The 23,382-nt window shown below is 60.8% G+C and carries 22 protein-coding genes; 12 read left to right on the forward strand and 10 right to left on the reverse strand.

The window, feature by feature from the left end; genetic code table 11:
• Window positions 1-61: 61 nt before the first annotated feature.
• From IMW75_RS14930 to IMW75_RS14940, 3 genes are all read right to left on the reverse strand, one after another.
• A complete protein-coding gene (locus tag IMW75_RS14930; RefSeq protein WP_205893054.1) occupies window positions 62-976 on the reverse strand; it encodes a LysR substrate-binding domain-containing protein in 915 nt (304 codons plus the stop codon).
• Between the two features lie 352 nt (window positions 977-1,328).
• Window positions 1,329-2,405 carry an endonuclease/exonuclease/phosphatase family protein gene (locus tag IMW75_RS14935; RefSeq protein WP_205893055.1) on the reverse strand — a complete coding sequence of 359 codons (1,077 nt, stop codon included), beginning with the start codon at window positions 2,403-2,405 and terminating at the stop codon, window positions 1,329-1,331.
• A 78-nt stretch (window positions 2,406-2,483) separates the two neighbouring features.
• Window positions 2,484-3,158, reverse strand: coding sequence for a YciC family protein (locus IMW75_RS14940; RefSeq protein ID WP_205893056.1), 675 nt, complete (start codon window positions 3,156-3,158; stop codon window positions 2,484-2,486).
• 178 nt (window positions 3,159-3,336) lie between these two features.
• Here IMW75_RS14940 and IMW75_RS14945 point away from each other — a divergent pair, with 178 nt between their 5' ends.
• From IMW75_RS14945 to IMW75_RS14965, 5 genes are all read left to right on the forward strand, one after another.
• Window positions 3,337-4,077 carry a DUF2076 domain-containing protein gene (locus IMW75_RS14945; RefSeq protein ID WP_205893076.1) on the forward strand — a complete coding sequence of 247 codons (741 nt, stop codon included), beginning with the start codon at window positions 3,337-3,339 and terminating at the stop codon, window positions 4,075-4,077.
• A gap of 188 nt (window positions 4,078-4,265) precedes the next feature.
• The gene (locus tag IMW75_RS14950; protein WP_007946629.1) at window positions 4,266-4,745 is read left to right on the forward strand and encodes a LabA-like NYN domain-containing protein; all 480 of its coding nucleotides are present in this window, start codon (window positions 4,266-4,268) and stop codon (window positions 4,743-4,745) included.
• A 22-nt stretch (window positions 4,746-4,767) separates the two neighbouring features.
• Window positions 4,768-5,379: a 3'-5' exonuclease gene (locus IMW75_RS14955; protein WP_122838954.1), complete on the forward strand. Its 612-nt coding sequence runs from the start codon at window positions 4,768-4,770 to the stop codon at window positions 5,377-5,379.
• A 1,249-nt stretch (window positions 5,380-6,628) separates the two neighbouring features.
• Complete coding sequence (yedA, locus tag IMW75_RS14960) at window positions 6,629-7,555, forward strand: drug/metabolite exporter YedA (protein ID WP_205893057.1); 927 nt, start codon at window positions 6,629-6,631, stop codon at window positions 7,553-7,555.
• Window positions 7,556-7,620: 65 nt separating this feature from the next.
• The gene (locus tag IMW75_RS14965) at window positions 7,621-8,955 is read left to right on the forward strand and encodes an RNA helicase RhlE1 (RefSeq protein ID WP_122838956.1); all 1,335 of its coding nucleotides are present in this window, start codon (window positions 7,621-7,623) and stop codon (window positions 8,953-8,955) included.
• A gap of 61 nt (window positions 8,956-9,016) precedes the next feature.
• Here IMW75_RS14965 and IMW75_RS14970 read toward each other — a convergent pair whose 3' ends face one another.
• Together IMW75_RS14970 and IMW75_RS14975 are read right to left on the reverse strand one after the other, a co-directional pair.
• Window positions 9,017-10,258, reverse strand: a complete 1,242-nt coding sequence (locus IMW75_RS14970) for a TIGR03862 family flavoprotein (RefSeq protein ID WP_205893077.1) — start codon at window positions 10,256-10,258, stop codon at window positions 9,017-9,019.
• Between the two features lie 224 nt (window positions 10,259-10,482).
• Window positions 10,483-11,403: a histone deacetylase family protein gene (locus tag IMW75_RS14975; protein ID WP_205893058.1), complete on the reverse strand. Its 921-nt coding sequence runs from the start codon at window positions 11,401-11,403 to the stop codon at window positions 10,483-10,485.
• Window positions 11,404-11,486: 83 nt separating this feature from the next.
• Here IMW75_RS14975 and IMW75_RS14980 point away from each other — a divergent pair, with 83 nt between their 5' ends.
• From IMW75_RS14980 to IMW75_RS14990, 3 genes are all read left to right on the forward strand, one after another.
• Entirely contained in the window at window positions 11,487-12,056 is a 570-nt protein-coding gene (locus IMW75_RS14980; protein ID WP_045062055.1) for a GNAT family N-acetyltransferase, read from the forward strand.
• Window positions 12,057-12,162: 106 nt separating this feature from the next.
• Complete coding sequence (tesB, locus tag IMW75_RS14985) at window positions 12,163-13,032, forward strand: acyl-CoA thioesterase II (protein WP_205893059.1); 870 nt, start codon at window positions 12,163-12,165, stop codon at window positions 13,030-13,032.
• Entirely contained in the window at window positions 13,029-13,622 is a 594-nt protein-coding gene (locus IMW75_RS14990; protein WP_205893060.1) for an HAD family hydrolase, read from the forward strand. The genes tesB and IMW75_RS14990 overlap by 4 nt, the downstream gene beginning before the upstream one ends.
• A 28-nt stretch (window positions 13,623-13,650) precedes the next feature.
• Here IMW75_RS14990 and IMW75_RS14995 read toward each other — a convergent pair whose 3' ends face one another.
• Window positions 13,651-14,610, reverse strand: coding sequence for an alpha/beta hydrolase (locus IMW75_RS14995; RefSeq protein ID WP_205893061.1), 960 nt, complete (start codon window positions 14,608-14,610; stop codon window positions 13,651-13,653).
• Complete coding sequence (gene ypfJ / locus IMW75_RS15000) at window positions 14,611-15,504, reverse strand: KPN_02809 family neutral zinc metallopeptidase (protein ID WP_045062051.1); 894 nt, start codon at window positions 15,502-15,504, stop codon at window positions 14,611-14,613. It lies immediately after the preceding gene.
• A gap of 171 nt (window positions 15,505-15,675) precedes the next feature.
• On the opposite strand from ypfJ, the gene IMW75_RS15005 reads away from it, so the two are divergent.
• Both IMW75_RS15005 and IMW75_RS15010 read left to right on the forward strand, forming a co-directional pair.
• Window positions 15,676-16,455: an IclR family transcriptional regulator gene (locus IMW75_RS15005; RefSeq protein ID WP_045062050.1), complete on the forward strand. Its 780-nt coding sequence runs from the start codon at window positions 15,676-15,678 to the stop codon at window positions 16,453-16,455.
• Window positions 16,456-16,596: 141 nt separating this feature from the next.
• Window positions 16,597-17,481, forward strand: coding sequence for a DMT family transporter (locus IMW75_RS15010; protein WP_045062049.1), 885 nt, complete (start codon window positions 16,597-16,599; stop codon window positions 17,479-17,481).
• Window positions 17,482-17,523: 42 nt separating this feature from the next.
• On the opposite strand, the gene IMW75_RS15015 is transcribed toward IMW75_RS15010, so the two are convergent.
• Window positions 17,524-18,825 carry an MFS transporter gene (locus tag IMW75_RS15015; protein ID WP_236695888.1) on the reverse strand — a complete coding sequence of 434 codons (1,302 nt, stop codon included), beginning with the start codon at window positions 18,823-18,825 and terminating at the stop codon, window positions 17,524-17,526.
• 418 nt (window positions 18,826-19,243) lie between these two features.
• Here IMW75_RS15015 and quiC point away from each other — a divergent pair, with 418 nt between their 5' ends.
• Entirely contained in the window at window positions 19,244-21,145 is a 1,902-nt protein-coding gene (gene quiC, locus IMW75_RS15020) for a 3-dehydroshikimate dehydratase QuiC (RefSeq protein WP_205893062.1), read from the forward strand.
• Between the two features lie 101 nt (window positions 21,146-21,246).
• Entirely contained in the window at window positions 21,247-21,924 is a 678-nt protein-coding gene (locus IMW75_RS15025) for a TetR/AcrR family transcriptional regulator (protein ID WP_045062046.1), read from the forward strand.
• A gap of 49 nt (window positions 21,925-21,973) precedes the next feature.
• Here IMW75_RS15025 and IMW75_RS15030 read toward each other — a convergent pair whose 3' ends face one another.
• Window positions 21,974-22,828, reverse strand: a complete 855-nt coding sequence (locus IMW75_RS15030) for a shikimate dehydrogenase (RefSeq protein WP_205893063.1) — start codon at window positions 22,826-22,828, stop codon at window positions 21,974-21,976.
• 5 nt (window positions 22,829-22,833) lie between these two features.
• Window positions 22,834-23,274 carry a type II 3-dehydroquinate dehydratase gene (gene aroQ / locus IMW75_RS15035; RefSeq protein ID WP_045062044.1) on the reverse strand — a complete coding sequence of 147 codons (441 nt, stop codon included), beginning with the start codon at window positions 23,272-23,274 and terminating at the stop codon, window positions 22,834-22,836.
• Window positions 23,275-23,382: the final 108 nt, after the last annotated feature.

Consider the following 23,382-nt stretch of genomic DNA (forward strand, 5'->3'; position numbering starts at 1 on the left):
GGCTGCGCCAGTTCCTGTGTTGGCGGGCATTCCGATGCGGGAGCCTGCGATCTTTTGACATTCAAGAGGCCGCCTTGGCCGTCAGCTGCTCCCGGCAGTAATCGGCAAACAACTGCGCCGGCTTGGTCAACTGCCCGCGTTTCAACCACGCCGCCACCAGCCCGGAGCCGGTGACTGCCTCGGCGATGTCCACGCACACCACCTTCTTGCCGTCATAAGTGCATTCCGAGTGCGGCCGGGTTACCAGGATCGAGAAGCCGAATCCTTGCCCGACCATGCCCCGGACCATCTCGATCGACGGCGAGCTGAAAGCGATGTGCGGTGTCAGTTCGAGCTCTTCGAACAGGCTGACGAAGTAAGTTCGACTGGGCTGCACGTCCAGCAGGATCATCGGCTCCAGGCACAGGTCCCGCAGCGACACCTGCTTGAGCCGGGCGAAACGATGATCCTCTGGCAGCAAAGCATAAGGCCGCTGCGCCGGCATCAGCGGTTCGGTTTCGATGGTCGCATCCAGGTCGTGTTCGTACAGGATCGCCAGGTCGAAAGCGCCTGAGGTCAGACCCTGCACCAGCTCTTGCTGCTCGCCGTCGCGAATGCGGATTTTCACACCGGGGTATAGCGCAGAGAAGCCGGCGATCAACTGCGGCAGGTACAGCGGTGCAACTGTTTCAAAGCAGCCGATATCGATTTGCCCGGCCACCACGTCGTTATCGGCCAGGGCGTTCTGTTCGAACTCCTTGGCCATGCGCAGCAGTTCCTGGGCCTTGCGATAGAAGCGGCCACCGCTGGGCGTCAATGACACGCCCTGGGCGTGATGGCGAATCAGCAACTGCACGCCGAAGCTGTCTTCCAGGCCTTTGATCGCCGTGGAAATCGCGGGCTGGGCGATATACAGCTTGCGTGAAGCCTCGGCGACGCTGCCGCATTCGACGGTGGTGATGAAGTATTTCAGTTGACGCAGATTGTACGCAGCCACGGCAAACCTCGGATTGGATGGGTACGACATCCAGGCAATTTTTGCGCCGACTGCTTCCGTTCTGACGACGGTGTTGTTGTGCCCGAACAATAACCACATAGGGCGTCACCGGGGAGATGGGTTGCCCAGTTTTTTCATGGTCTGCGAAGACATTTTTACTATTTTGGCTCGACACGGGCCTGGGCCACCATCCAAAGCACTGGAAAGCCCATGGAGCATCTGAACCTGCTCCAGACAGCCGCTCATGAGAAAACGACTGCCCAGCAGTACGGCGTGCTCTGATACCGCAGGCAGGTCCTGCGAACGCTATCGCGAGCAGAGGCTCACTACCAGATTCTGTATCCAGGTTGGATTACGGCGATGCGGGTAACAGAAACCGCGCAATCACCGGCAAGTGATCGGAGATGCGCAACGTGTCGTCCTGCCTCACCAGCGCTTCGACCCGTTTGATTCGTGGGCTGTAGAACAGGTAATCAACCGTGCGGTCCGGCCCGTTCAGGCCCGGATCATTCGGGTAGTGGGTCAGCCAGAGCGCCCGGTCGGCTCCACTGGCTTCATTGTTGGTCGGGATCATCGGGTACCTGTCCCACAGCACGTGCAGCGCGCTGTCGGCTGAGTAGGGGGTGCGTTGCTCGTTGGGCAGGCGCTGGAATTGACCCAGCGGCAGCAGGTTGAAATCACCGCCCAACAGCCACGGCGTGCCTCGGCTTTCGTAGCGGTCGAGCACCTTGCCCACGGCGCTGACTTGATTCTGCAGGGTTTCGTCAGGCTGGCTGGCGCGGTCCAGGTGCGTGTTGAGCAGGGCGATCTGACCACCGTCGCTCAGCGGCAGATAAGTCACCAGCAGGGCGTTTTTCGGCTCGAACTGGCGGCTGATGAAATTGGCTGGCGCGATGGGCAATTGCAGGCGTTCGGCGTGCTCGATCTGATAACGGCTCAGGGTCGCGAGTTGGCGGCCAACGCTGCCGTAAATATGCGGGTCGGGAACAAATTCGGCTTTCCAGTCGAAGGCGTGGGCGCTGCAGGGGTACAAATCGGTAAGTCGTTCCTGCAACAGTTTGAGCTGGTTCTGGTAGTCGCTGGCTTTGGCGCCATCGTCCAGCTCTTGCAGCAGCACCACATCCGGGAGCTCGTCGCGGATTACCCGGGCCACCTCGTCCAGGCTGAAGGCCATGTCTTCCGGCGTCGGGCCTTCGTCCTCGCCCTGGGCCAGGTCGTTCCAGAACACGTAGCGTTTACCTGCCAGGTACTGCACGTTCCACGTCATCACCTTCAGCGCCTGACCGGGCACCAGCGTGGGGGCCTGGGCATTGCAGCTGACCGGCAACACTTCCTTGGCATCGGGGCGCCAGGTCAGGTTGGCAATCATGGCGGCCAGGCCGATCAACAGCAGCAGGCCCACCAGGGTGTAGCGCAGTAGACGGGTCATGGCTCGGCTTTTATCGCGTTACATAAGTTGAGCCCGAGCATAACCGAGCGCAGCAGGTAACCCCAAGGCCCGCGACAGTCAAAGCGGCCCATCGATTTTTTCGGGGGCATCGCTGATCAGCATGAACAAGCGGAACAGCACCACGCTGGTGAACAGTTGCAGGAAGCTGTGGGCACTGTCGATCAGCAGTGAGATCACCGGGTTCTGCGGCTCGGGATAAACCGCCAGGGTCGCGCCCTTGAGGATCCACAACGGGCCCATCACACACAGGATGCACACGAGGATGCGCAGGAAATTGCCGCGGGTCAGGCGCAGGCTTTCCTTCATCGCGGCCAGCGGCGCCAGGCCGCGCAGCACCAGCAGGTACTCGCCAAACGCCAGGGTCACCATCAGCCAGATGCCCGGCAGTAAATACAGCGACAGGCCGAGCAGGATCAACAGGGTGTTTAGTGCGGTGAGCAACGCAAAGCGCGGCCACAAGGTGGCCGACATGGCCAGCAGGTCGCGGGTGCGGGGTGATTCACCCCGGCTGCGCGCGTCCAGAAACAGGATCAGGGCCGCGGTGTAGAGCGGGTAGATCAACAGGCCGACAATCACGCTGATGCCCGGGAAACTGTCCGGCTCGGTGGAGTGGTCGACCACTTGCTGCAGCAGCGCCTCGAAAATCACCAGGGGCAGGCACAGCTGCACGATCTGGCCCAGATTGCGTTTGAAGAAGTACAGGGAGTCACGCAGTACATCGAACGAATTCATCAGTCGGTATCGCAGGTTGAAAGCAGTGGCCCACTTTAACCGATGATGCGCTTTGCGGCGCAAACGTAAACGTTCGGTAAAGGTCATTGAAACATCCTGCATCAGCCTCCATTACCGTCAGGCACCCCATCCACGGCGGATGAGGACGATGAAATTCCCGGCAATCTACGAGGTCGCCATGAACAACGAAGAACAAACCCTGATCGATGGCCTGTTTTCCCGGCTGCAAGAGGCCCAGGCGCAATCTGCCCCGCGTGATGCCCAGGCCGAGGCGCGCATCAATGAGCACCTGGTTCGCCAGCCTGCGGCGGGTTATTACATGGCCCAGTCGATTCTGGTGCAGGAGGCTGCGATCAAAAGCCTCGACCAGCAGAACAAGGAGCTGACGCGGCAAGTGCAGCAATTGCAGGCTGAACTGCAGTCGGCCAAAGCGCAGGCGCCGGCGCCGGCCAGCGGTGGCTTTTTATCGAATATCTTTGGCGGCGGTTCCCGTGATCCGCTGCCGGCATCATCGGCGCCTGCCTCCAGCGGTGGCGGCTGGCGCGAGCCCGCCCGGCCGTCGTTCAACGCGCAACCGTCACAGCAGAACTTCGGTGCAGCCCCGCCCCAGCAGAACTATGGCGCGCAGCAGCCTGCCGGCAACAGTTTTCTCGGCGGCGCCCTGAAAACGGCGGCGGGAGTGGCGGGCGGTGTCATGCTGGCGCAGGGTATCAGCAGCCTGTTTCATCACAACCAGCAGCCTGAAGTGGTTGAAGTGATCAAGGAAGAACCGGCCGAGGTCAACGATCAGGGCGATAGCGGCAATGGCTGGGGCGATGAACAGCGGGTGGCTGACAACAATGACCAGGGCGGCTTCAGCGACGCCGACTACAGTGACGACAGCTCGTCGTTCTTCGGCGACGACGACTCCTTCGTCTGACCCTGCGGCGAGGGGCCGGCTCGCGCTGGACTGCGCAGCCGTCCCCCAAGCCAGCCCGAGCGCGACCCTGCGCCCGCGCCACATGGCCGATTATTCGCGGAATACGCCTGCGGGCTGGCATACTGGGCCACTTTTCGGGCCTGCGGCCCGATCCAGCCCGCGCCCTTGTGCGCGAAAGAGGATGCCCGGTGAAAAAAATCGCAGTGTTCGCCGATGTCCAGAACCTCTACTACACCGTGCGTCAGGCCTATGGTTGCCATTTCAACTACGCCGCGTTGTGGGCTGATATCAGCAAGCAGGGCGAGATCGTCGAAGCCTACGCCTACGCCATCGATCGTGGCGACAGCAAGCAGCAGCAGTTCCAGCAGATCCTGCGCAACCTGGGCTTCACCGTGAAACTCAAGCCTTACATCCAGCGCAGCGATGGCTCGGCCAAGGGCGACTGGGACGTGGGGATCACGCTGGACATCATGGACGCTGCCGATCATGTCGACGAGGTGGTGCTGGCGTCCGGGGACGGTGATTTCGACATGTTGCTGGAGCGCATCATCAGCAAACATGGGGTACAAGCGGTGGCTTACGGCGTACCGGGACTCACCGCCAACTCGCTGATCCGCGCCGCCAGCCGCTACGTGCCGATCGAAGGCGCGTTGCTGCTCAAGAATTGATTTTTACGGAGTTGAAACAGGTTTGGAACGCATAGCAGTCATCGACTTTGAAACCACCGGGATCTCCCCGAGCAGCAGCTGCCGGGCCACGGAAATTGCCGTGGTGATCCTTGAACAGGGGCGCATCGTCGAGCGTTACCAGAGCCTGATGAATGCCGGCGTACGAGTGCCGCCCTTCATCGAACAACTGACCGGCATCAGCAACGCCATGTTGCGCACTGCACCCTCGGCGGAAAAAGTGATGAACGAGGTCAACGAGTTCGTTGGCATCACGCCGTTGCTGGCGCACAACGCCGCGTTCGACCAGAAGTTCTGGGACTTCGAGCTGGGGCGCATCAAGCGCACCCGCCTGCAGAACTTCGCCTGCTCGCTGCTGCTGGCCCGCCGCCTGATGCCCGCTGCGCCGAATCATAAGCTGGGCACGCTGACCACCTTCGCCCAACTGCCCCACACCGGCCAGGCTCACCGGGCCATGGCCGACGCCGAAATGGCCGCCAACCTGACGGCACATCTGGCGCAGGAGTTGCGGCAAAAGCATGGGTTGCGAGAGTTGTCCCATGATTTGCTGGTGAGCTTGCAGAAAGTGCCGGCGGCGAAGATCAATGAGCATCTGAAGCGTCATCGCGGGTTCTAGGAACAGCGCGGATCCCCCGTAGGAGCTGCCGAGAGAAACGAGGCTGCGATCTTTTGATCTTGATCGGATTGGGCTCTGAATCTCATCCTGGCAGGGCTGCGGCCGCCCACTCTACAATCGATCTGCAAAGATTCTTATGTTGCTTTGAGCGCTCTTCAGCAATTAGCGCCTCTCTGACTTTTCGTAATTTAGTCTTGTGGCCTCGTATACCAGACTGAACAAGGCTAATAAGTAAGTCGGCCCGATTGTATGTTGATTCACTTTGTTTAAGGCAGCCTCCTGCTTTGACGAACGATCCTACAAAACAATAAGGCTTTACTGCCTTGCTGCCCTGCGATGGGACCGTTAACCTCTGGGATGTCGCTCCAATTCAGCGACCGGGACTGCAAGCCCGCCGAAAGTTTGTTAGGCGCATACAACCGCACCTATAATCGCGTCGCGTTATCTAGCGACCATCGATTTATGGTAGCTGTGTGCGGGAGACCCTTGGGTCTGCCGAGGTGCCTAACACTCGGTCTTGCAGGCCTGCACATCGCTGCCACCCATCATCTGCAAGTGATGCTGGTAGCTCCGACTTTTGTTAGGAGATTCACATGGTCAAAGTCACCCCCAATCCGCCTGTCGACTCAGGTCAGTCCTGCGCTATGGAAATCGCCGCGTGGAGACCCGAATTTGTACCCCGCAGCTTCATTCGCCATCACATCCAACTCCGAGCTTTTTTGGTGGACTCAGAGGCTTGGTTCTGTGCCCGGAGAATCGGCAATTAAGGCGTTGGCTGACTCAACATGTGGTGCCGACGTTGCGAGAGGATGCCGGCCCCGTTTCGACTCAAGTGCCGCATATGCAGGCTATGGACTGGGGTGGTGGAACCTTGAACTTGCTTCATTGGAGGAGAGAACCTTGGATTCGCCTGCGTGATATGCCGGGATTTTTGTCCGCCAACTGATGTGGTGTTTGCTCCGCCAATACGCGGGTTCTAGGAACAGCGCGGATCCCCCGTAGGAGCTGCCGAGAGAAACGAGGCTGCGATCTTTTGATCTTGATCTTGATCTTGATCTTGATCTTGATCTTGATCTTGATCTTAGAAGCGAAAAGATCGCAGCCTCGTTTCACTCGACAGCTCCTACGTAGCGTCTGTGCTCACTCATTTTTGAAAGTGTACCGGCGCTAAAAATCGCTTTTGTAACTTATTTTTACCCGCTCGCTTTCCTAGAATGCCTGTTCTCCCGTCCTGCCCGCGAGCTTCCCAATGTCTGCCCCACGTCGCTTTCCCTTACCGTTGATCGCCGCTTTTTTTGCGTTGTACGTGATTTGGGGCTCGACCTACCTGGTGATTCGCATCGGCGTGGAATACTGGCCACCGCTTCTGCTCGCCGGGATCCGCTTCGTCATCGCGGGTTCATTGATGTACGCCTTTCTACGCTGGCGCGGGGCCCCGGCGCCGACGTGGACACAGTGGAAGGCGGCGGGAGTCATCGGGATTTTGCTGCTGACCTGCGGTAACGGCGCAGTCAGTGTCGCTGAGCACACCGGGGTTGCCTCGGGCGTGGCGGCCCTGGCGGTGGCGACGGTGCCGTTGTTTACCTTGCTCTGCGGCTATTTCTGGGGCGCGCGTAACACGCGTCTTGAATGGGCCGGGATCGTGCTCGGGTTGATCGGCATCGCCATGTTGAATCTGGGTTCCAACCTGCAATCGAGCCCGCTGGGCGCCGCACTGCTGATCTTCGCGGCAGCGGCCTGGGCCTTCGGCTCGGTGTGGAGCAAGCATCTGCCGCTGCCCCAGGGCGCGATGGCCAGCGCCGTGGAAATGCTGGTCGGCGGCGTGGCGTTGTTAATCGCCAGTGCACTCAGCGGTGAACACCTGGACAGCCTGCCACCGATCGAAGGCTGGGCCGCGCTGGCCTACCTGACGCTCTTCGGCTCGATCATCGCTTTTAACGCCTACATGTACCTGTTGAAAAATGTCCGTCCCGCTGCCGCGACCAGTTATGCCTACGTCAACCCGGCCGTCGCGGTGTTGCTGGGCATCGTGTTTGTGGGCGAGACCATCGGAATAGAGGAGGCGCTGGCGATGGCTGTGATCATCAGTGCGGTGGTATTGATCGGCTTGCCGCAGTGGCGCCGCCCGCCAGTCAAACCCGCTGCAGTGGTGCCGACAGAATCCCGAGTGAATTAGGGTAAACTGCGCGGCATTGCACACTCGTTTTGCACAACCGCGCTGAATTTTCCTACGGTAATCCCATGACTTTCGCCTCCCTTGGCCTGATCGAACCCTTGCTGCGCTCTCTAGAGACGCTCGGCTACCAGACTCCTACGCCGGTTCAGGCGCAAGCCATCCCGGCGGTGCTGGCCGGTCGCGACCTGATGGCTGCGGCCCAGACCGGTACTGGCAAAACGGCCGGTTTTGCCCTGCCGCTCCTGCAACTGCTGGCCATGGAAGGGCCGAAAGTCACGGCCAACTCGGTACGCGCACTGATCCTGGTGCCGACTCGCGAACTGGCGGAGCAGGTTCACGAGGCCGTGCGTCAGTACGCCGAAAACCTGCCGTTGAGTACGTATGCCGTGTACGGCGGCGTCAGTATCAACCCGCAGATGATGAAGCTGCGCAAAGGCGTGGACCTGTTGGTCGCAACACCGGGCCGTTTGCTGGACCTGTTCCGCCAGAACGCGCTCAAGTTCAACCAGCTGCAAACCCTGGTGCTGGACGAAGCCGATCGCATGCTCGACCTCGGCTTTTCCGAGGAGCTGGGCAACATCTACAAAGCGTTGCCGAAGAAGCGCCAGACGCTGCTGTTCTCCGCGACCTTCTCGGATGCAATTCGCACACTGGCCGGGCAAATGCTCAACGACCCGCTGCTCATCGAAGTCAGCCCGCGCAACGTGGCGGCCAACACGGTCAAGCAATGGGTGGTGACGGTCGACAAGAAGCGCAAGCCGGAGCTGTTCATTCATTTGCTGCGCAAGGGCAAGTGGAAACAGGTGCTGGTGTTCGCCAAGACCCGTAACGGTGTTGACGCGCTGGTGGAAAAACTCCAGGGCCTGGGCGTAAACGCCGACGGTATCCACGGCGACAAGCCGCAAGCGACCCGTCAGCGTGCGCTGGACCGGTTCAAGGCCAGCGAAGTGCAGATCCTGGTGGCTACTGACGTCGCGGCCCGTGGCCTGGACATCGAAGATTTGCCGCTGGTGGTCAACTTCGACCTGCCCATCGTTGCTGAAGACTATATTCACCGCATCGGTCGCACCGGCCGTGCAGGTGCGACCGGGCAGGCCATTTCCCTGGTCTGCGCCGATGAAGTGAATTTGCTGTCGGCCATCGAGACGTTGACGCGTCAGACGCTGCCACGACAGATGGAGCATGATTTCGAACCGGAGCATCGCGTGCCGGACACCGATGCCAGCGGCCAGGTGGTCAAGAAGCCGAAAAAGCCGAAGAAACCCAAGACTTCCGGCGGCGGCAAACGCAATCTGGGCAAGTGGGTCGAGAGCGCAGAAGCATCGACGCCAGAGCCTTCGATCAAGCCTGTGCGCAAGGTGCCGGTGTTTAATACCGGGCCGCGCAAGAAGAAACCTTAACGGGTGCGGTGTTAGTCAGGCCGCCATCGCGAGCAGGCTCGCGATGGACGCGCCTCGGTCTTCAATCCTTGCGCTGCAACCACTCCAGCATCCCCAGCCCCGCCGCGCGGCCGCTGGCGAAGCACGCGGTCAGCAGGTAGCCGCCAGTCGGCGCCTCCCAGTCCAGCATCTCACCGGCGCAGAACACCCCGGGGAGTTGCTTGAGCATCAGTCGCTCATCCATCGCTTCGAACCGCACGCCACCGGCGCTGCTGATCGCCTCGTCCAGCGGACGGGTTTTCACCAGGGTCAGGGGCAACGCCTTGATTGCCTGGGCCAGCCGCGCAGTGTCGGCAAAATCCACAGCGGCAACCTGCTCTCGCAGCAATGCCGCTTTCACCCCATCGATCCCCAGCTGACTGTGCAGGTGCTTGGACATGGAGCGCGAGCCGCGGGGTTTATCCAGTGCTGCCTGGATTTTATCCACAGGCCGTCCCGGCAGCAGATCAATATGCACAGTGGCCGCGCCATCTCGATTGATGGCCTGGCGAATCGGCGCTGACAGGGCGTAGATCAGGCTGCCTTCAATTCCGGTCGCCGTGATCACGCATTCGCCCAGGCGCGGCACGTCGTCATCCAGGCCAATGGCGATGTTTTTCAGCGGCGCGCCAGCGAATTTACTGACCATCAAATCGCTCCAGGCCTGCACCTCGAAGCCGCAATTGCTCGGTTGCAACGGTGCCAGCTGCACCCCGCACTGTTCCAGGGGCAGCATCCAGGCGCCATCCGAGCCGAGTCGCGCCCAGCTGCCACCGCCCATGGCCAGCAGCGTAGCGTCTGGCGTAATGGTTTTTTCGCCCTCGGGGCTGTCGATGCGCGATCCACCCTGCGCATCCCAGCCGAGCCAGCGGTGGCGGGTGTGGATAACTACGCCGGCTTCGCGCAGACGTTTGAGCCAGGCGCGCAGCAGCGGGGCGGCTTTCATGTCTGTGGGAAATACTCGGCCGGAGCTGCCGACAAAGGTCTCAATGCCCAGGTCATGTATCCATTGGCACAGCGCGTCGGCGCCAAATGCGCGCAGCAGTGGTGCGATTTGCGGAGCGCGTTCGGCATAGCGCGACAGAAAGGCCGGATAGGCTTCGGAATGGGTGATGTTCATGCCCCCGACCCCGGCCAACAGGAATTTGCGCCCCACCGACGGCATGCCGTCGTACAGGTCGACCTTGCAACCGGCCCGGCTCAACACTTCAGCGGCCATCAAGCCGGCGGGGCCGCCGCCGATGATGGCGACTTGCGGGGGGAGGGTGGTCGAGGGTTGGGTCATCTTCAACGCTGCGCAGTGGCGGAATAGGGCGGGCATTCTACCAGCCCGACACACGCTCTTGTGGGCCCGGGCCAAGCCCGCTTGCACGGGCGATTAATTGTGTGTTCGAGAGTGGTCAAAAAACAACCAGTGCTTTGCACGCCATAGCCAGTATGGCTTGCAGCGCCTTTCACTCAGGTTATCCACAGGCAGTTCCACAGGCATTGTGGGTAACCAGCCACACCTCAGTGACAACCTGATGACTGCCAGACCCGCTGGGCGCTGTGATGCAGAATCCCATGGCGCCGCGCCAGGGCCTTGCGGTCTTTGCTGTAGCCCCCACCAATGACTCCGACCACGGGAATGTCCCGGCCCAGGCAATGGCGCATCACGCTTTCGTCGCGGGCGGCGACGCCTTCGTCCGTCAGCTTCAGGTAGCCAAGGGCGTCGTCCTTGTGCACGTCGACCCCGGCGTCATACAGCACCAGGTCCGGCTGGTAGAGCGGCAGCAGATAATTGAGCGCATCGTCCACGACCTTCAGGTAAGCGGCATCGCCCATGCCCATCGGTAATGGAATGTCCCAGTCACTTTCGGCTTTGCGTGCAGGAAAATTCTTTTCGCAGTGCAGGGAAACAGTGACCGCGTCCGGGGTGTTGTGCAGGATGCGTGCAGTCCCATCGCCCTGGTGCACGTCGCAATCGAAGATCAGCACCCGATTCACCCGGCCACTTTCCAGCAAATAGCGGCTGATAACCGCCAGATCGTTAAAAATGCAGAATCCGGCTGGATAATCGTAGTGCGCATGGTGGGTGCCACCGGCCAGGTGGCAGGCGAGCCCGTGTTCCAGCGCCTGCTCCGCTGCCAGCAGCGAGCCGCCGACTGCCCGCACGGTGCGCCGGGCCAGGGCTTCGCTCCAGGGCAGGCCAAGGCGGCGCTGGTCTTCGCGGGACAACTCGCCTTCCATGTAGCGCGCGATGTATCCGGGGTCATGTGCCAGGGCGAGAATTTGCGACGGGCACAGTTGCGGGCGCAGCAGGTCGGCGTCCCGGGTCAGGCCGCTGTCCACCAGGTGGTCACGCAGCAAGCGGAACTTGTCCATGGGGAAGCGGTGGTCCGCCGGGAAGTCGGGACTGTAGTCTTCGTGGTAGATCAACGGCAGCGGCATGGCGGTTTTATCTGGAAGGAACGCAGGAAAGAATCAGGGATCCTACCAGCGATCTAGACTTGCGACATGGAAAGGGGAGCACGATGGAGCCGATACTGGAACTCGAGAGCGCGCGACTGTTGTTGCGACAATGGAGCGATGCGGATTTGCCTGAGTTTGCGGCCATGTGCGCCGATCCGCAGGTGATGCGCTATTTTCCGGCGCCGTTGAGCCGTCTGGAAAGTGCGTCGCTGATCGGGCGCATTCGTGGCCACTTTGCCGAGCACGGGTTCGGCCTGTGGGCGCTGGAGCGCAAGGACACCGGTGCGTTTATCGGCTTTACCGGCCTGGGCGTGGTGGGTTTCGATGCGCCATTTACCCCGGCGGTCGAGATAGGCTGGCGGCTGGCGCGTGAACATTGGGGGCTGGGTTACGCCAGCGAAGCGGCCTGGACCGCTCTGCGCTGCGGCTTTGACCGCCTCGGGCTGAACGAGGTGGTGGCGTTTACCGCGCAAGCCAATCTGCCGTCGGAGAAAGTCATGCAAGCCATCGGAATGCACCATGATTCAGCCGATGACTTCGATCATCCCAAGCTCGCCGCCGGACATCCACTGGAGCACCATGTGTTGTATCGCATCAGCCGTGAACAATGGCTGCAAACCCTGCATGGCTAAGCCGGCGCGGACGTTTACAATGGCTCCCATGATGGCGCTGGCCAGAAATTGAATTGTTCGTCGCAGCCAAGACTGCGCGGCATTGTGTTGTGTTAGGAGAGTCTGAATGAGCCAAGTGTTGGATGATCTGGTCGACCTGTTGACCCTGGAATCAATCGAAGAAAACCTGTTTCGCGGCCGCAGCCAGGATTTGGGTTTTCGCCAGTTGTTCGGCGGCCAGGTCATCGGGCAGTCCCTTTCGGCAGCCAGTCAGACAGTGGAAGAGGCGCGCCATGTGCACTCGATGCACGGTTACTTCCTGCGTCCGGGGGACTCTGCGCTGCCGGTGGTGTATCAGGTCGATCGAGTGCGTGATGGCGGCAGTTTCAGCACCCGCCGGGTGACGGCAATCCAGAAGGGCAACCCGATTTTCACCTGCAGCGCCTCGTTCCAGTACGACGAAAAGGGCTTCGAGCACCAGGCACAGATGCCGGTGGTGGTCGGCCCGGAAAACCTGCCGTCGGAGCTCGAACTCACCCAGCAGCGTGCTCACCTGATTCCGGAACACATGCGCGAAAAGCTGCTGTGCCCCAAGCCCATCGAATTTCGTCCGGTGACCGAGGAAGACCCCTACAACCCGCAACCCTCAGATCCCGTCAAGTACGTCTGGTTTCGCGCCGACGGCGCCTTGGCCGACACCCCGGCGCTGCATAAATATCTGATGGCCTACGCCTCGGATTTCGGCTTGTTGACCACCTCGATGCAGCCCCATGGCAAGTCGGTGTGGCATCAGGACATGCAGGTGGCCAGCCTTGATCACGCGCTGTGGTTCCACGCCGACCTGCGTGCCGATGACTGGCTGCTGTACGCGATGGACAGCCCTTGGGCGGGCAATTCCCGCGGTTTCTCCCGGGGCAGCGTGTTCAATCGCGCCGGGCAACTGGTGGCCTCGGTGACCCAGGAAGGCCTGATCCGTCACCGCAAGGACTGGGCATGAGCCTGGCGGCGGTGCGGCACTGGGTGTTCGACATGGACGGCACCCTGACGGTGGCCGTGCATGACTTCGCGGCTATCCGCGTGGCATTGGCCATCCCCGCCGAGGACGACATCCTGACTCATCTCGCGGCGCTGCCGGCGCAGGAAGCCGCCGCCAAGCACGCGTGGTTGCTGGAGCACGAGCGCGACCTGGCCTTGGGTTCGAAACCGGCACCGGGTGCCGTGGAACTGGTGCGCGAGTTGGCCGGACGCGGCTATCGCCTGGCTATCCTGACGCGCAATGCCCGCGAGCTGGCGCACGTCACGCTGGAGGCGATCGGCCTGGCCGACTGCTTTGCGGTCGAGGATGTGCTGGGGCGCGACGAAGCGCCGCCGAAACCTCATCCAGGAGGCCTGCTCAAATTAGCCGATGCGTGGAAGGTCCCGACAAGCGAGATGGTGATGGTTGGCGATTACCGGTTTGACCTGGATTGTGGGAGAGCGGCCGGAGCGCGCACGGTGCTGGTGAACTTGCCGGATAATCCGTGGCCGGAGTTGACCGATTGGCATGCGGTGGATTGTGTGGCGTTGCGCGAAATGCTTTCGGCTTGAGGTGCCCATCGCGGGCAAGCCTTGCTGCCTACTGACCAAAGAGCGCTTTGCGCCCCTCAGGCGAGGTAAACATCCCATCCCCATCATGCCCGACGCCGGGCACTTCGATCAGTTGCTGATTCAAACCCTGGGGATGGTCGCGCTTCAAATACTCAAAATAACTGCGCCCGCGCGCCAAACGATTCGCACCCTGGGCTTTGGCTTCGCAGCTTTTATCCAGGGCTGGATGATTCGGATCGATATCCTGCTGGCCCAGCAAGTAAATGACATCGCGTTTGACGTAACTGGCCTCCAGCGTCGCGGGCGTCTGGCCCTCGGCATACGCGGGCAGATCCGCCAGCCCGTATTTCCAGCGATTGTAATCCCCACAGCCGGCGTGGCTGAACGCCACCGGCCGACGTTCATCCAAATAGGCGTAGGAAGACGGGTTGGCAATCACATAACGCACCCGAACTCCGGCGGCGTCGAGTTCCGGCTGATCATGACCCAGCAGCGCATAACGCTGGACCACCTGGGCCCCGCCAGAGTGTCCGGCGATCACCACTTCCTTGAGCGCCGGAAACTGTTGCCGGTCAGCGAAACGGCCAATGATCTGGTCCATTGCCCCGTACGAACTGAGGGCAAAAGGCGCCGTGGACAATCCACCGGCCATCCATTCATTGCCTTGCCAACGCAAAACCGTGTCGGCCAATGGATGTAGCGCGACGTCGGATTCATTGAGAAATTGCGGGGCGATCACCAACGTGGTCGACGCCTGTCCCGCTTGCTCGGCCGCGTGTTCAGCGGTTTTGCGGTAAGTTTCGGCGTTGCGTAGCCGGCCATGGACGATGATCAGCACGCGCTCTATGGTCGCCGGTGCCGGGCCGATACCGACTGCCATTTCGCCTTCCTTCAACAACAGGCGACCGGGGCTGATGTCTCGCACACCGTGGTCGGCAGCCTGGGAACTGGTGCAGGTGATCAACAGGACCAGCCACCACTTGTTCATCTACAGGTTTTTCGCGGCGAAGGTGTCGCACTGGCTGATCTGGCCCTGGGCGAACCCGGTTTTGAACCAGCGTACCCGTTGCGCCGAAGTGCCATGGGTGAACGAGTCCGGAACCACGCGACCCTGGCCGCGCTGTTGCAGGCGGTCGTCGCCAATGGCGTTGGCCGCATTCAAGGCTTCTTCGATGTCGCCGGGTTCGAGCCAGTTCAGCCGTTGCTGGGCATTATTGGCCCACACGCCGGCCAGGCAATCGGCCTGAAGTTCCTGGCGTACCAGCAAACCGCCATCGCCTTCCATTTGCCGCCCTTGCTGGCGAGCAGCCTGGATTTTTGCCGAGACGCCGAGCAGGGTCTGCACATGGTGGCCAACTTCGTGAGCGATCACATAGGCCTGCGCAAAGTCACCGGCTGCGGAAAAACGCTGCGACATTTCCTGGAAGAAGCTGGTGTCCAGATAGACCTTCTGATCCGCCGGGCAATAGAACGGCCCGGTGGCCGAGGTGGCCATCCCGCAGGCAGAGTTGACCCTGCCGCTGAACATCACCAGGGTCGGATCCTTGTACTGCCGGCCGGCCTGCTGAAAAATCTGGCCCCAGGTGTCTTCGGTATCGCCGAGAATCGAGCGTACAAATTCGGCGCCTTCGTCATTGGCCGGTGGCGCCTTGCGGCTCTGGTTGGTGGCGGGTGCCGACTGTTCGCTCATCTGCCCGGTCAATTGCCCGAGAATCTGCAGTGGATCCTGGCCGGTGATCCAGCCTATGCCGACAATCAGGATGATCGCCGTCAGGCTCAGCCCTTTGCCGCCACCGAAGCGCATCCCACCGCCACCACCGCCCACGTCATCTCCACGGGCGTCGACCACATTGTCGCTGCGCCGGCCTTTTTTCCATAGCATGGGTGAGCCCTCTTTCCTTAATCTGATGAAGATGCGTGGTGATGAGTGTTGCTGGTGTGCAGGAGCCGCGCCAGTCCGGTCGTCTGACAGCTCCGGGCAGAACCGGTTCCAGATTTCGCATTCGCAGCATTGTCTTTTAGAATCGATAAAACCTTTCTCGTGGAACCTCTCATGGCCGGCAGTCAGATCGAACGCGTTTTCAGCGTGCTGGAAACCCTTACCGGTGAACCCAAGGGCGTACCGATGCAGGTATTGGCCGAACAGCTGGGAATTCCCAAGAGTGCCACCCACCGTTTGCTGACCGAGCTGATCCGCCTGGGTTATGTGCGGCAGAATCCGGATAACCTGCGCTATCACTTATCGACCAGGCTGGTCGCCATGGGCTTTCGCTACCTGTCTCGCAGCGGCGGCGATATCGTCCAGCCGGTACTCGATCGACTGGCCGAGGAAACGGGCGAACTGGTTCGCCTGGGTGTGATCTCGGGGGAGCGACTGACCTGGATCGCCAAATCCCAGGGCGCTCGTTCCGGCTTGCGTTATGACCCCGACATGGGGCGCGATGCCCCACTGTTCTATACCGCCTCGGGGCATGCGTGGCTGGCGAGCCTGTCCGATGCCGAAGCCCTGGCGCTGGTCGAGCGCCAGGGCGGCGACACATTGCCAGCACCCGGGCCGAACGCGCCGCGTTCGAACATTGAACTGCTGGAGCGTCTGCGCCAGGGACGCGAACAGGGTTATGCCTGGGTAGAGGAGAGTTCGGGGGTGGGGACCTCGGCCATTGCCGCAGTGGTGCGCCATCCGCTGGATGCGCGGGTGATAGGCGTGCTGAGTCTTGCCGGCCCCAGCGCTCGGTTGCCAGGTGCGCGGTTGCACGATCTGGCGCCGCTGCTGTTGCAGTTCACCGAAGAGCTGTCGGCGGCCAGCCAGGCGTCGGAGTTTTTCAACGGTTGATTGTTCCAGGCGAGCGCAATGGCCGTAATGGAAAAACTGTACGCTGTTCGCACGCTTTCTCGGCCTGTTAGTTTGAAAAAATGGAACAAGGTTCTAGAATATTGATCCATTGGCTTGTTATTCCTTTCAGAGAGTATCGCCTTGACGTCACGTATCAGCACTCCGCTCTCCGGCGTCAACCAACCCTTCAAGGGCATCTTGCTGATCGTTGTCGCGACCTTCCTGTTTTCCAGTCACGACGCGTTGTCAAAATACCTGTCGGGTTTCTATCCAATCGTCATGGTGGTGTGGGCCCGTTATATGGTGCACACCTTGTTGATGGCGGGGATCTTCCTGCCGCAGTCGGGCTTGCGCGTGCTGCGTACCAAACGCCCGCTGCTGCAGCTGGTCAGGGCCTTGTGCCTGCTCGGCACCAGTCTGTTTTTTACCACCGGCCTGCAGTACATCCCCCTGGCGGAAGCTACGGCAGTCAACTTTCTGGCCCCGGTGCTGGTCACGGCACTGTCGGTACCACTGCTGCGCGAGCACGTGACCCGCGGCCAGTGGATCGCGGTGATCTGCGGATTCATCGGCGTGTTGATCATCGTTCACCCGGGTGGTGAGCTGTTCACGCCGGCGGTGCTGCTGCCCTTGTGCTCGGCGCTGTTTTTCTGTTTTTACCAGTTGTTGACCCGCAAGCTCAGCGAGATCGACAGCCCGACCACCAGCAACTTCTTCGCCGGTTTGTGTAACACCCTGGTGATGAGCGCGCTGGTACCGTTTTTCTGGCAGGTACCGACCCTGGGTCATGGGTTGCTCATGGTGGCGCTGGGGGCTTGCGGGATGACCGCGCACTTGTTCCTGACCCAGGCATTCCGCTACGCGGCCCCGGCGTTGCTGGCGCCTTTCGGTTATTGCCAGATCGTCTTTGCCGGGTTGCTGGGCTGGCTGCTGTTCTCCCACACACCGACCCTGACCACGATCATCGGGATTGCGGTGATCTGTTGCAGCGGGTTGGCAGCGGTGTGGCAACAGAGTCGCCGCTAGAGAGCGTGGGCAGGCCTGGAATCAGGCCTGCCGCGGGAGATTTCAGTCGATAACGGAAGGGATCTTGCGCGGCGCCATGAAGTACATCCAGATCAGCGCGATGAAGTACATCGCCGGAATCATGGTGAACAGTACGGTGTAGTTGTTGTTGGTGATGGTCAGGATATGGCCGACCAGCTGGGTCATGAACATCCCGCCAATCGCGGCGCACATGCCGCCGAAACCGAACACGGTACTCATCATGTGCTTGGGCGTGTAGTCCATCACCAGGCTCCAGATATTCGCCGTCCAGGCCTGGTGCGCGCCGATGGCCAGCGAGATCGCGGCTACGGCAACCCACAAACTGCTGGAACCTGCCGCCATGACCACGCCGACGATGCAGCAGGCAAACAGGAACATGGACATCAGTCGCGCCTTGATCGGATTGATCCCGCGGCCAATCAGGAACGAAGACAGGATCCCGCCGCCGACGCTGCCGAAGTCAGCCGTCACATAGATGATGATCAGCGGGATGCCCATCTGGGTCACGTTGATCCCCAGGTTGTATTGCTGGTTAAGGAACGGTGGCAGCCAGTAAAGGTAGAACCAGAACACCGGCGCAGTCATCGAGTAAGCGAGGGCGAAGGCCCATGTGCCGCGCATGCGCAGGATTTTCGAGAAGGGCACGCGGGTTTGTTCCGGCTCGACCTCCTGCTGGATGTAGTCCAGTTCCGATTGTCTGACGCCTGGATGATCTTCCGGGTTGAAGTACTTCAAACCCCAGAACAACAACCAGATCCCGCCCAGTGCCGACATGCACAGGAATGCGGCCTGCCAGCCCCACACGTGCAGAATCAGCGGCAGCAGCATCGGGGTGAACATCGCGCCGACGTTGGTCCCGGCATTGAAGATCCCGGTGGCCACGGCGCGTTCGCCGGCGGGGAACCACAGCCGGGTGGTCTTGACGCAGGCCGGATAGTTGGCCGCTTCGGTTAGCCCGAGGATGAACCTGCAGACCATGAAGCCGACCGCCGAAGTGGCCAGGCCATGCGCGCCGGTCGCCAGGCTCCACAACAGGACGGCGCAGAAGAACACCCGTTTTACGCCGACCCGATCAATCAACCGGCCCTGCAGGACAAAGCCGATGGCGTAGCCGACCTGGAACCAGAAGTTGATGTTGGCGTAATCCATCGCCGTCCAGCTCATCTCCTTGGCCAGGATCGGCTGCATGACGCCCAGTGCGGCGCGGTCGATATAGTTCAGCGTTGTAGCGAAAAACACCAGTGCCAGCATGCCCCAGCGGGTCTTGCCGACTGCCATGGCGCCTCGAACCTTGTCGCCAATGCCACCGGTGGCAGGAATCATGGAGGAACGCTCCACGGAAGAGCTTTGAGAAGGAGTCATTTAAGCCACCGATTATTTTTATGTGGTGTTTTGAATCTATGTTCATCGGGCCGACCTGTGACCGCACCCAATGTGGAGTCGATGGTGGGCAGTGGACGAAAAATCGTCAATTCGCCAAGCGGCATTTTGTTCGATAATCGCACATAAAACTAACCGGATAGTACACTTTGAATTGCTGTGCGAGACTGCCAGCCTAATAATTCCCCTCAACAGAAATATACGGTCTCCCTGTAGGAGCTGCCGAGTGAAACGAGGCTGCGATCTTTTGACTTTGTTTTGATCGCCAGATCAAAAGATCGCAGCCTCGTTTCACTCGACAGCTCCTACGCCGGGAGCATGCAATACCCCCAATAAGATCTCCACCACCGGGAGTCGAAAGATGCAGCGTTCCATTGCCACCGTGTCCTTGAGCGGTACCCTGCCGGAAAAACTCGAAGCCATTGCCGCCGCCGGCTTTGACGGGGTGGAGATTTTCGAGAACGACCTTCTCTACTACGACGGCAGTCCGCGGGAAATTAAACAGATGTGTGCCGATCTCGGCATCGCCATCACACTGTTCCAGCCTTTTCGCGACTTCGAAGGATGCCGCCGCGACCGCCTGCCGCGCAACCTGGAGCGGGCCGAGCGCAAGTTCGACCTGATGCAGGAACTGGGTACCGACCTGGTGCTGGTGTGCAGCAACGCCTCGGCCGACTCCCTGGGTGATGAACAGATTCTGGTCGACGACTTGCGCCTGCTGGCCGAGCGCGCAGGTGCCCGAGGCCTGCGCATCGGCTACGAAGCGCTCGCCTGGGGACGGCACGTCAACACCTGGCAGCAGGTCTGGAACATTGTGCGTCAGGCCGATCATCCGAGTCTCGGCGTGCTGCTTGACAGCTTCCACACCTTGTCACTCAAGGGTGATCCTGCGGGGATCGCGCAGATTCCCGGCGACAAGATCTTCTTTGTGCAGATGGCCGACGCGCCGATCCTGGCCATGGATGTGCTGGAATGGAGCCGGCACTTCCGTTGCTTCCCCGGCCAAGGTGAATTCGATCTTCCCGGCTTTCTCGCACCGATCATCAAGAGCGGTTACACCGGGCCACTTTCGCTGGAAATTTTCAACGACGGCTTCCGCGCCGCGCCACCTCGGGCCAACGCCGCCGATGGCCTGCGCTCGCTGCTGTATCTTGAAGAGAAAACCCGCGAGCGCCTCGCGCAGGAGGCCAAGCCGGTGGCCAGCCCTGAAATTTTGTTCGAAACGCCCAAGGCCAGCGAGTACAACGGCATCGAATTTCTCGAATTCGCGGTGGACGAAAGCCTTGGCGCCAAGCTTTCCCATTGGCTGGAGCGGCTGGGCTTCGTCAAGGCCGGGCAGCATCGCTCCAAGAGCGTGAGCCTGTTGCGTCAAGGCGACATCAACCTGATCCTCAACTCCGAGCCTTACTCCTTCGCCCACAGTTTTTTCGAAGCCCACGGTCCTTCGCTGTGCGCCACTGCCGTGCGGGTGAAAGACAGCGGCAGTGCCCTGGCTCGCGCGGTCGCCTACAAGGGCCAGCCCTATCGTGGGCTGGTAGGCCCCAACGAGCTTGAACTGGCCGCAGTGCGCGCGCCGGATGGCAGCCTGATCTATCTGGTCGACCAGCATGCCGACGTCTATGGCACCGACTTCAACCTGCAACCGGTCGCCCAGGCGAGCGGCGGGCTCAAGCGTATCGACCATATGGCCATGGCGCTGCCGGCTGACAGCCTCGACAGCTGGGTGCTGTTCTACAAGAGCTTGCTGGATTTTGAAGCGGACGACGAAGTGGTGCTGCCCGATCCTTATGGCCTGGTGAAAAGCCGGGCATTGCGCAGCCGCGACAGCTCGATCCGTCTGCCGCTCAATATCTCCGAGAACCGCAACACCGCGATCTCCCACGCGTTGTCGAGTTATCGCGGTTCCGGTGTGCATCACATCGCGTTTGACTGCGATGATATTTTTGCTGAGGTCAGTCGTGCGAAAGAGGCCGGGGTGCCGCTGCTGGATATTCCGCTCAACTATTACGACGACCTGGCTGCGCGCTTCGATTTCGACGACGAATTCCTCAGCGAACTGGCGTACTTCAACGTGCTGTACGACCGTGATGCCCAGGGTGGCGAGCTGTTTCACGTGTACACCGAGCCGTTTGAAGGGCGATTTTTCTTCGAGATCATCCAGCGCAAGAACGGCTATGCCGGATACGGCGCGGCCAACGTCGCCGTGCGTTTGGCTGCCATGGCCAAGTCGCGCAGCGGGGCCGTGCGTCAGGCAAAGTTGTAGGAAATTGGTAAGCCCCAGTGCAAACCCATGCCGTGCGGCTTCCTTCGCCGTGCGGCGCGGCCCATAATCGCCGCCTGTGCAGTGATGGCCGTGAGCCCGCGATGACAATAACTTCAGAACTCTCCGCAGCGCCTGACAAATCCCTTGCCGAGCCGCGCAAGAGCCGCAAGAACAACCCGGAAAAGACCCGCGAGAACATTCTTCAAGAGGCCATTGTCGAGTTCGTGCAGCAGGGGCTTTCCGGTGCGCGGGTCGATGCGATCGCCGAGCGCATCCACACCTCCAAGCGCATGATCTATTACTACTTCGGGAGTAAGGAACAGCTCTACGTCGAGGTGCTGGAAAAGTTGTACGGCGACATCCGCAGCACTGAAAACCGCCTGCACCTGACCGAACTGCCCCCGGTGGAAGCGATCCGGCGCCTGGTGGAGTTCACGTTCGACCACCATGACCGCAACGTCGATTTCGTGCGCATCGTGAGCATCGAGAACATTCACAACGCCGAATACGTGAAGCGCTCCGATGCGATCAAGACCATGAACAACACGGTGCTCGATTCACTGGGCGTCATTCTGCGCCGTGGTGCCGAGGAGGGGGTGTTCCGTGCGGGTCTCGACCCGCTGGACGTGCATCTGCTGATGAGTTCGTTCTGCTTCTACCGAGTGTCGAACCGCCATACTTTCGGCGAGATTTTCCAGATCGACCTGCCGGATGAAGGCATCAAGCAGCGCCATCGGGAAATGATCTGCGAGTCTGTCCTGCGCTACCTCAAGGCATGAACCCAGGATCGCAGCCTCTGCCGAACGCTGCGATCTGTTCTTCCTGTGTCTATCCGACCATCCCCTGGAAATGCGCCAGCATCCGCTGCGCATCGGGCGCCACGCCACTGAACAGCTCAAACGCCTTCACCGCCTGAAACACCGCCATGTTGCCGCCGTCCAGGGTCCGGCATCCCAGGGCGCGGGCCTGGCGCAGCAGTTCAGTCTCCAGCGGGAAGTACACGATCTCCGCCACCCACAATTCCCGGCGCAGCAATTCCACCGGCACCGGCGTGCCCGGCAGTTTTTTCATGCCCATGGGCGTGGTGTTCACCAGGCCGTCGGCCACGGCGAGGGCGCCAGGTAAATCTTGCCCGGCAACTGCGCGGCCAGCACCGAAATGCTGGTTGAGATTATCTGCCAGCGCTTGGGCGCGACGGATCTCCACATCAAAAATGCTCAGCAGCTGTGCGCCTTCGCTCAGCAGCGCGTGGGCCACCGCCGCACCGGCTCCGCCAGCACCCATCTGCACCACGCGTGCCACGCCAACGTCCGGCAAGCCGCGGCGAAAACCTTCGGCAAATCCCAGGCAGTCGGTGTTGTGGCCGATGCGTTTACCTTCCTTCAGCACCACTGTGTTTACCGCGCCAATTCCCCGGGCTTCCGGCGACAGTTCGTCGAGCAGGGGAATGATGGTTTGCTTGCAGGGGAAGGTGATGTTCAGCCCCGTGAAGTTCATGCGCTCGGCGGCCAGCAGCAAGTCGGGCAGGGCGCCGCTGTCGAGTTGCAACTGGTCGAGATCGATCAGGCGATAGAGGTAGCGCAAGCCCTGGGCATCGCCCTCCTGTTCGTGCAGCGCCGGGGTGCGCGACGCCTGGATGCCAGCGCCGATCAGGCCGGCCAGTACCACGTTATGCGGGTCCATGGTGCTCACCCTTTCAACTGCTGGCGAAAGTGCTCCAGTGCCAGGCGATAACCATGGCTGCCGAAACCGGCCATCACCGCCATGGCCACCGCAGAGACGAACGAGTGGTGACGAAAGGGTTCACGGGCATGAACGTTGGACAGATGAACCTCGATCACTGGCAATTCACTGGCTACCAGGGCATCACGGATCGCGACCGAGGTATGGGTCCAGGCTGCCGGATTGATCACGATGCCTGCGCAGCGCCCGCGGGCGGCGTGAATCCAGTCCAGCAGTTCACCTTCATGATTGGTCTGGCGGAATTCCACTCGCAGTCCGAATTCTTCTGCGGCGCGACCGCACAGCGCGGAAATGTCCGCCAGGGTTTCATGGCCATAGGTGGCCGGTTCGCGGGTGCCGAGCAGATTCAGGTTTGGGCCGTTAAGCACCAGGACGATAGGGTCCATGGGTATCTCCACTTATTATTGTTGGCGTTGGCCGATGGTCTCAGCCTGTGGAGATAAAATGTACTAGATGGTTAATGTGGTCAATTGACGAGGTGCGCCCGTTAGCAT

This window comes from Pseudomonas gregormendelii (assembly GCF_017114825.1).
GTDB classification, from domain to species: domain Bacteria; phylum Pseudomonadota; class Gammaproteobacteria; order Pseudomonadales; family Pseudomonadaceae; genus Aquipseudomonas; species Aquipseudomonas gregormendelii.

Bases quoted from the DNA above. Each gene is read 5' to 3' on its own strand.
- IMW75_RS14995 (WP_205893061.1), bottom strand. From the start codon at position 14,610: ATGAACAAGTGGTGGCTGGTCCTGTTGATCACCTGCACCAGTTCCCAG.
- ypfJ (WP_045062051.1), bottom strand. From the start codon at position 15,504: ATGCTATGGAAAAAAGGCCGGCGCAGCGACAATGTGGTCGACGCCCGT.
- IMW75_RS15030 (WP_205893063.1), bottom strand. From the start codon at position 22,828: ATGGACCCGCATAACGTGGTACTGGCCGGCCTGATCGGCGCTGGCATC.
- IMW75_RS14935 (WP_205893055.1), bottom strand. From the start codon at position 2,405: ATGACCCGTCTACTGCGCTACACCCTGGTGGGCCTGCTGCTGTTGATC.
- IMW75_RS15015 (WP_236695888.1), bottom strand. From the start codon at position 18,825: ATGATTCCTGCCACCGGTGGCATTGGCGACAAGGTTCGAGGCGCCATG.
- IMW75_RS14990 (WP_205893060.1), top strand. From the start codon at position 13,029: ATGAGCCTGGCGGCGGTGCGGCACTGGGTGTTCGACATGGACGGCACC.
- IMW75_RS15005 (WP_045062050.1), top strand. From the start codon at position 15,676: ATGGCCGGCAGTCAGATCGAACGCGTTTTCAGCGTGCTGGAAACCCTT.
- IMW75_RS14940 (WP_205893056.1), bottom strand. From the start codon at position 3,158: ATGAATTCGTTCGATGTACTGCGTGACTCCCTGTACTTCTTCAAACGC.
- IMW75_RS14970 (WP_205893077.1), bottom strand. From the start codon at position 10,258: ATGACCCAACCCTCGACCACCCTCCCCCCGCAAGTCGCCATCATCGGC.
- tesB (WP_205893059.1), top strand. From the start codon at position 12,163: ATGAGCCAAGTGTTGGATGATCTGGTCGACCTGTTGACCCTGGAATCA.
- IMW75_RS14975 (WP_205893058.1), bottom strand. From the start codon at position 11,403: ATGCCGCTGCCGTTGATCTACCACGAAGACTACAGTCCCGACTTCCCG.
- IMW75_RS14945 (WP_205893076.1), top strand. From the start codon at position 3,337: ATGAACAACGAAGAACAAACCCTGATCGATGGCCTGTTTTCCCGGCTG.
- quiC (WP_205893062.1), top strand. From the start codon at position 19,244: ATGCAGCGTTCCATTGCCACCGTGTCCTTGAGCGGTACCCTGCCGGAA.
- aroQ (WP_045062044.1), bottom strand. From the start codon at position 23,274: ATGGACCCTATCGTCCTGGTGCTTAACGGCCCAAACCTGAATCTGCTC.
- IMW75_RS14965 (WP_122838956.1), top strand. From the start codon at position 7,621: ATGACTTTCGCCTCCCTTGGCCTGATCGAACCCTTGCTGCGCTCTCTA.
- IMW75_RS14980 (WP_045062055.1), top strand. From the start codon at position 11,487: ATGGAGCCGATACTGGAACTCGAGAGCGCGCGACTGTTGTTGCGACAA.
- IMW75_RS15025 (WP_045062046.1), top strand. From the start codon at position 21,247: ATGACAATAACTTCAGAACTCTCCGCAGCGCCTGACAAATCCCTTGCC.
- yedA (WP_205893057.1), top strand. From the start codon at position 6,629: ATGTCTGCCCCACGTCGCTTTCCCTTACCGTTGATCGCCGCTTTTTTT.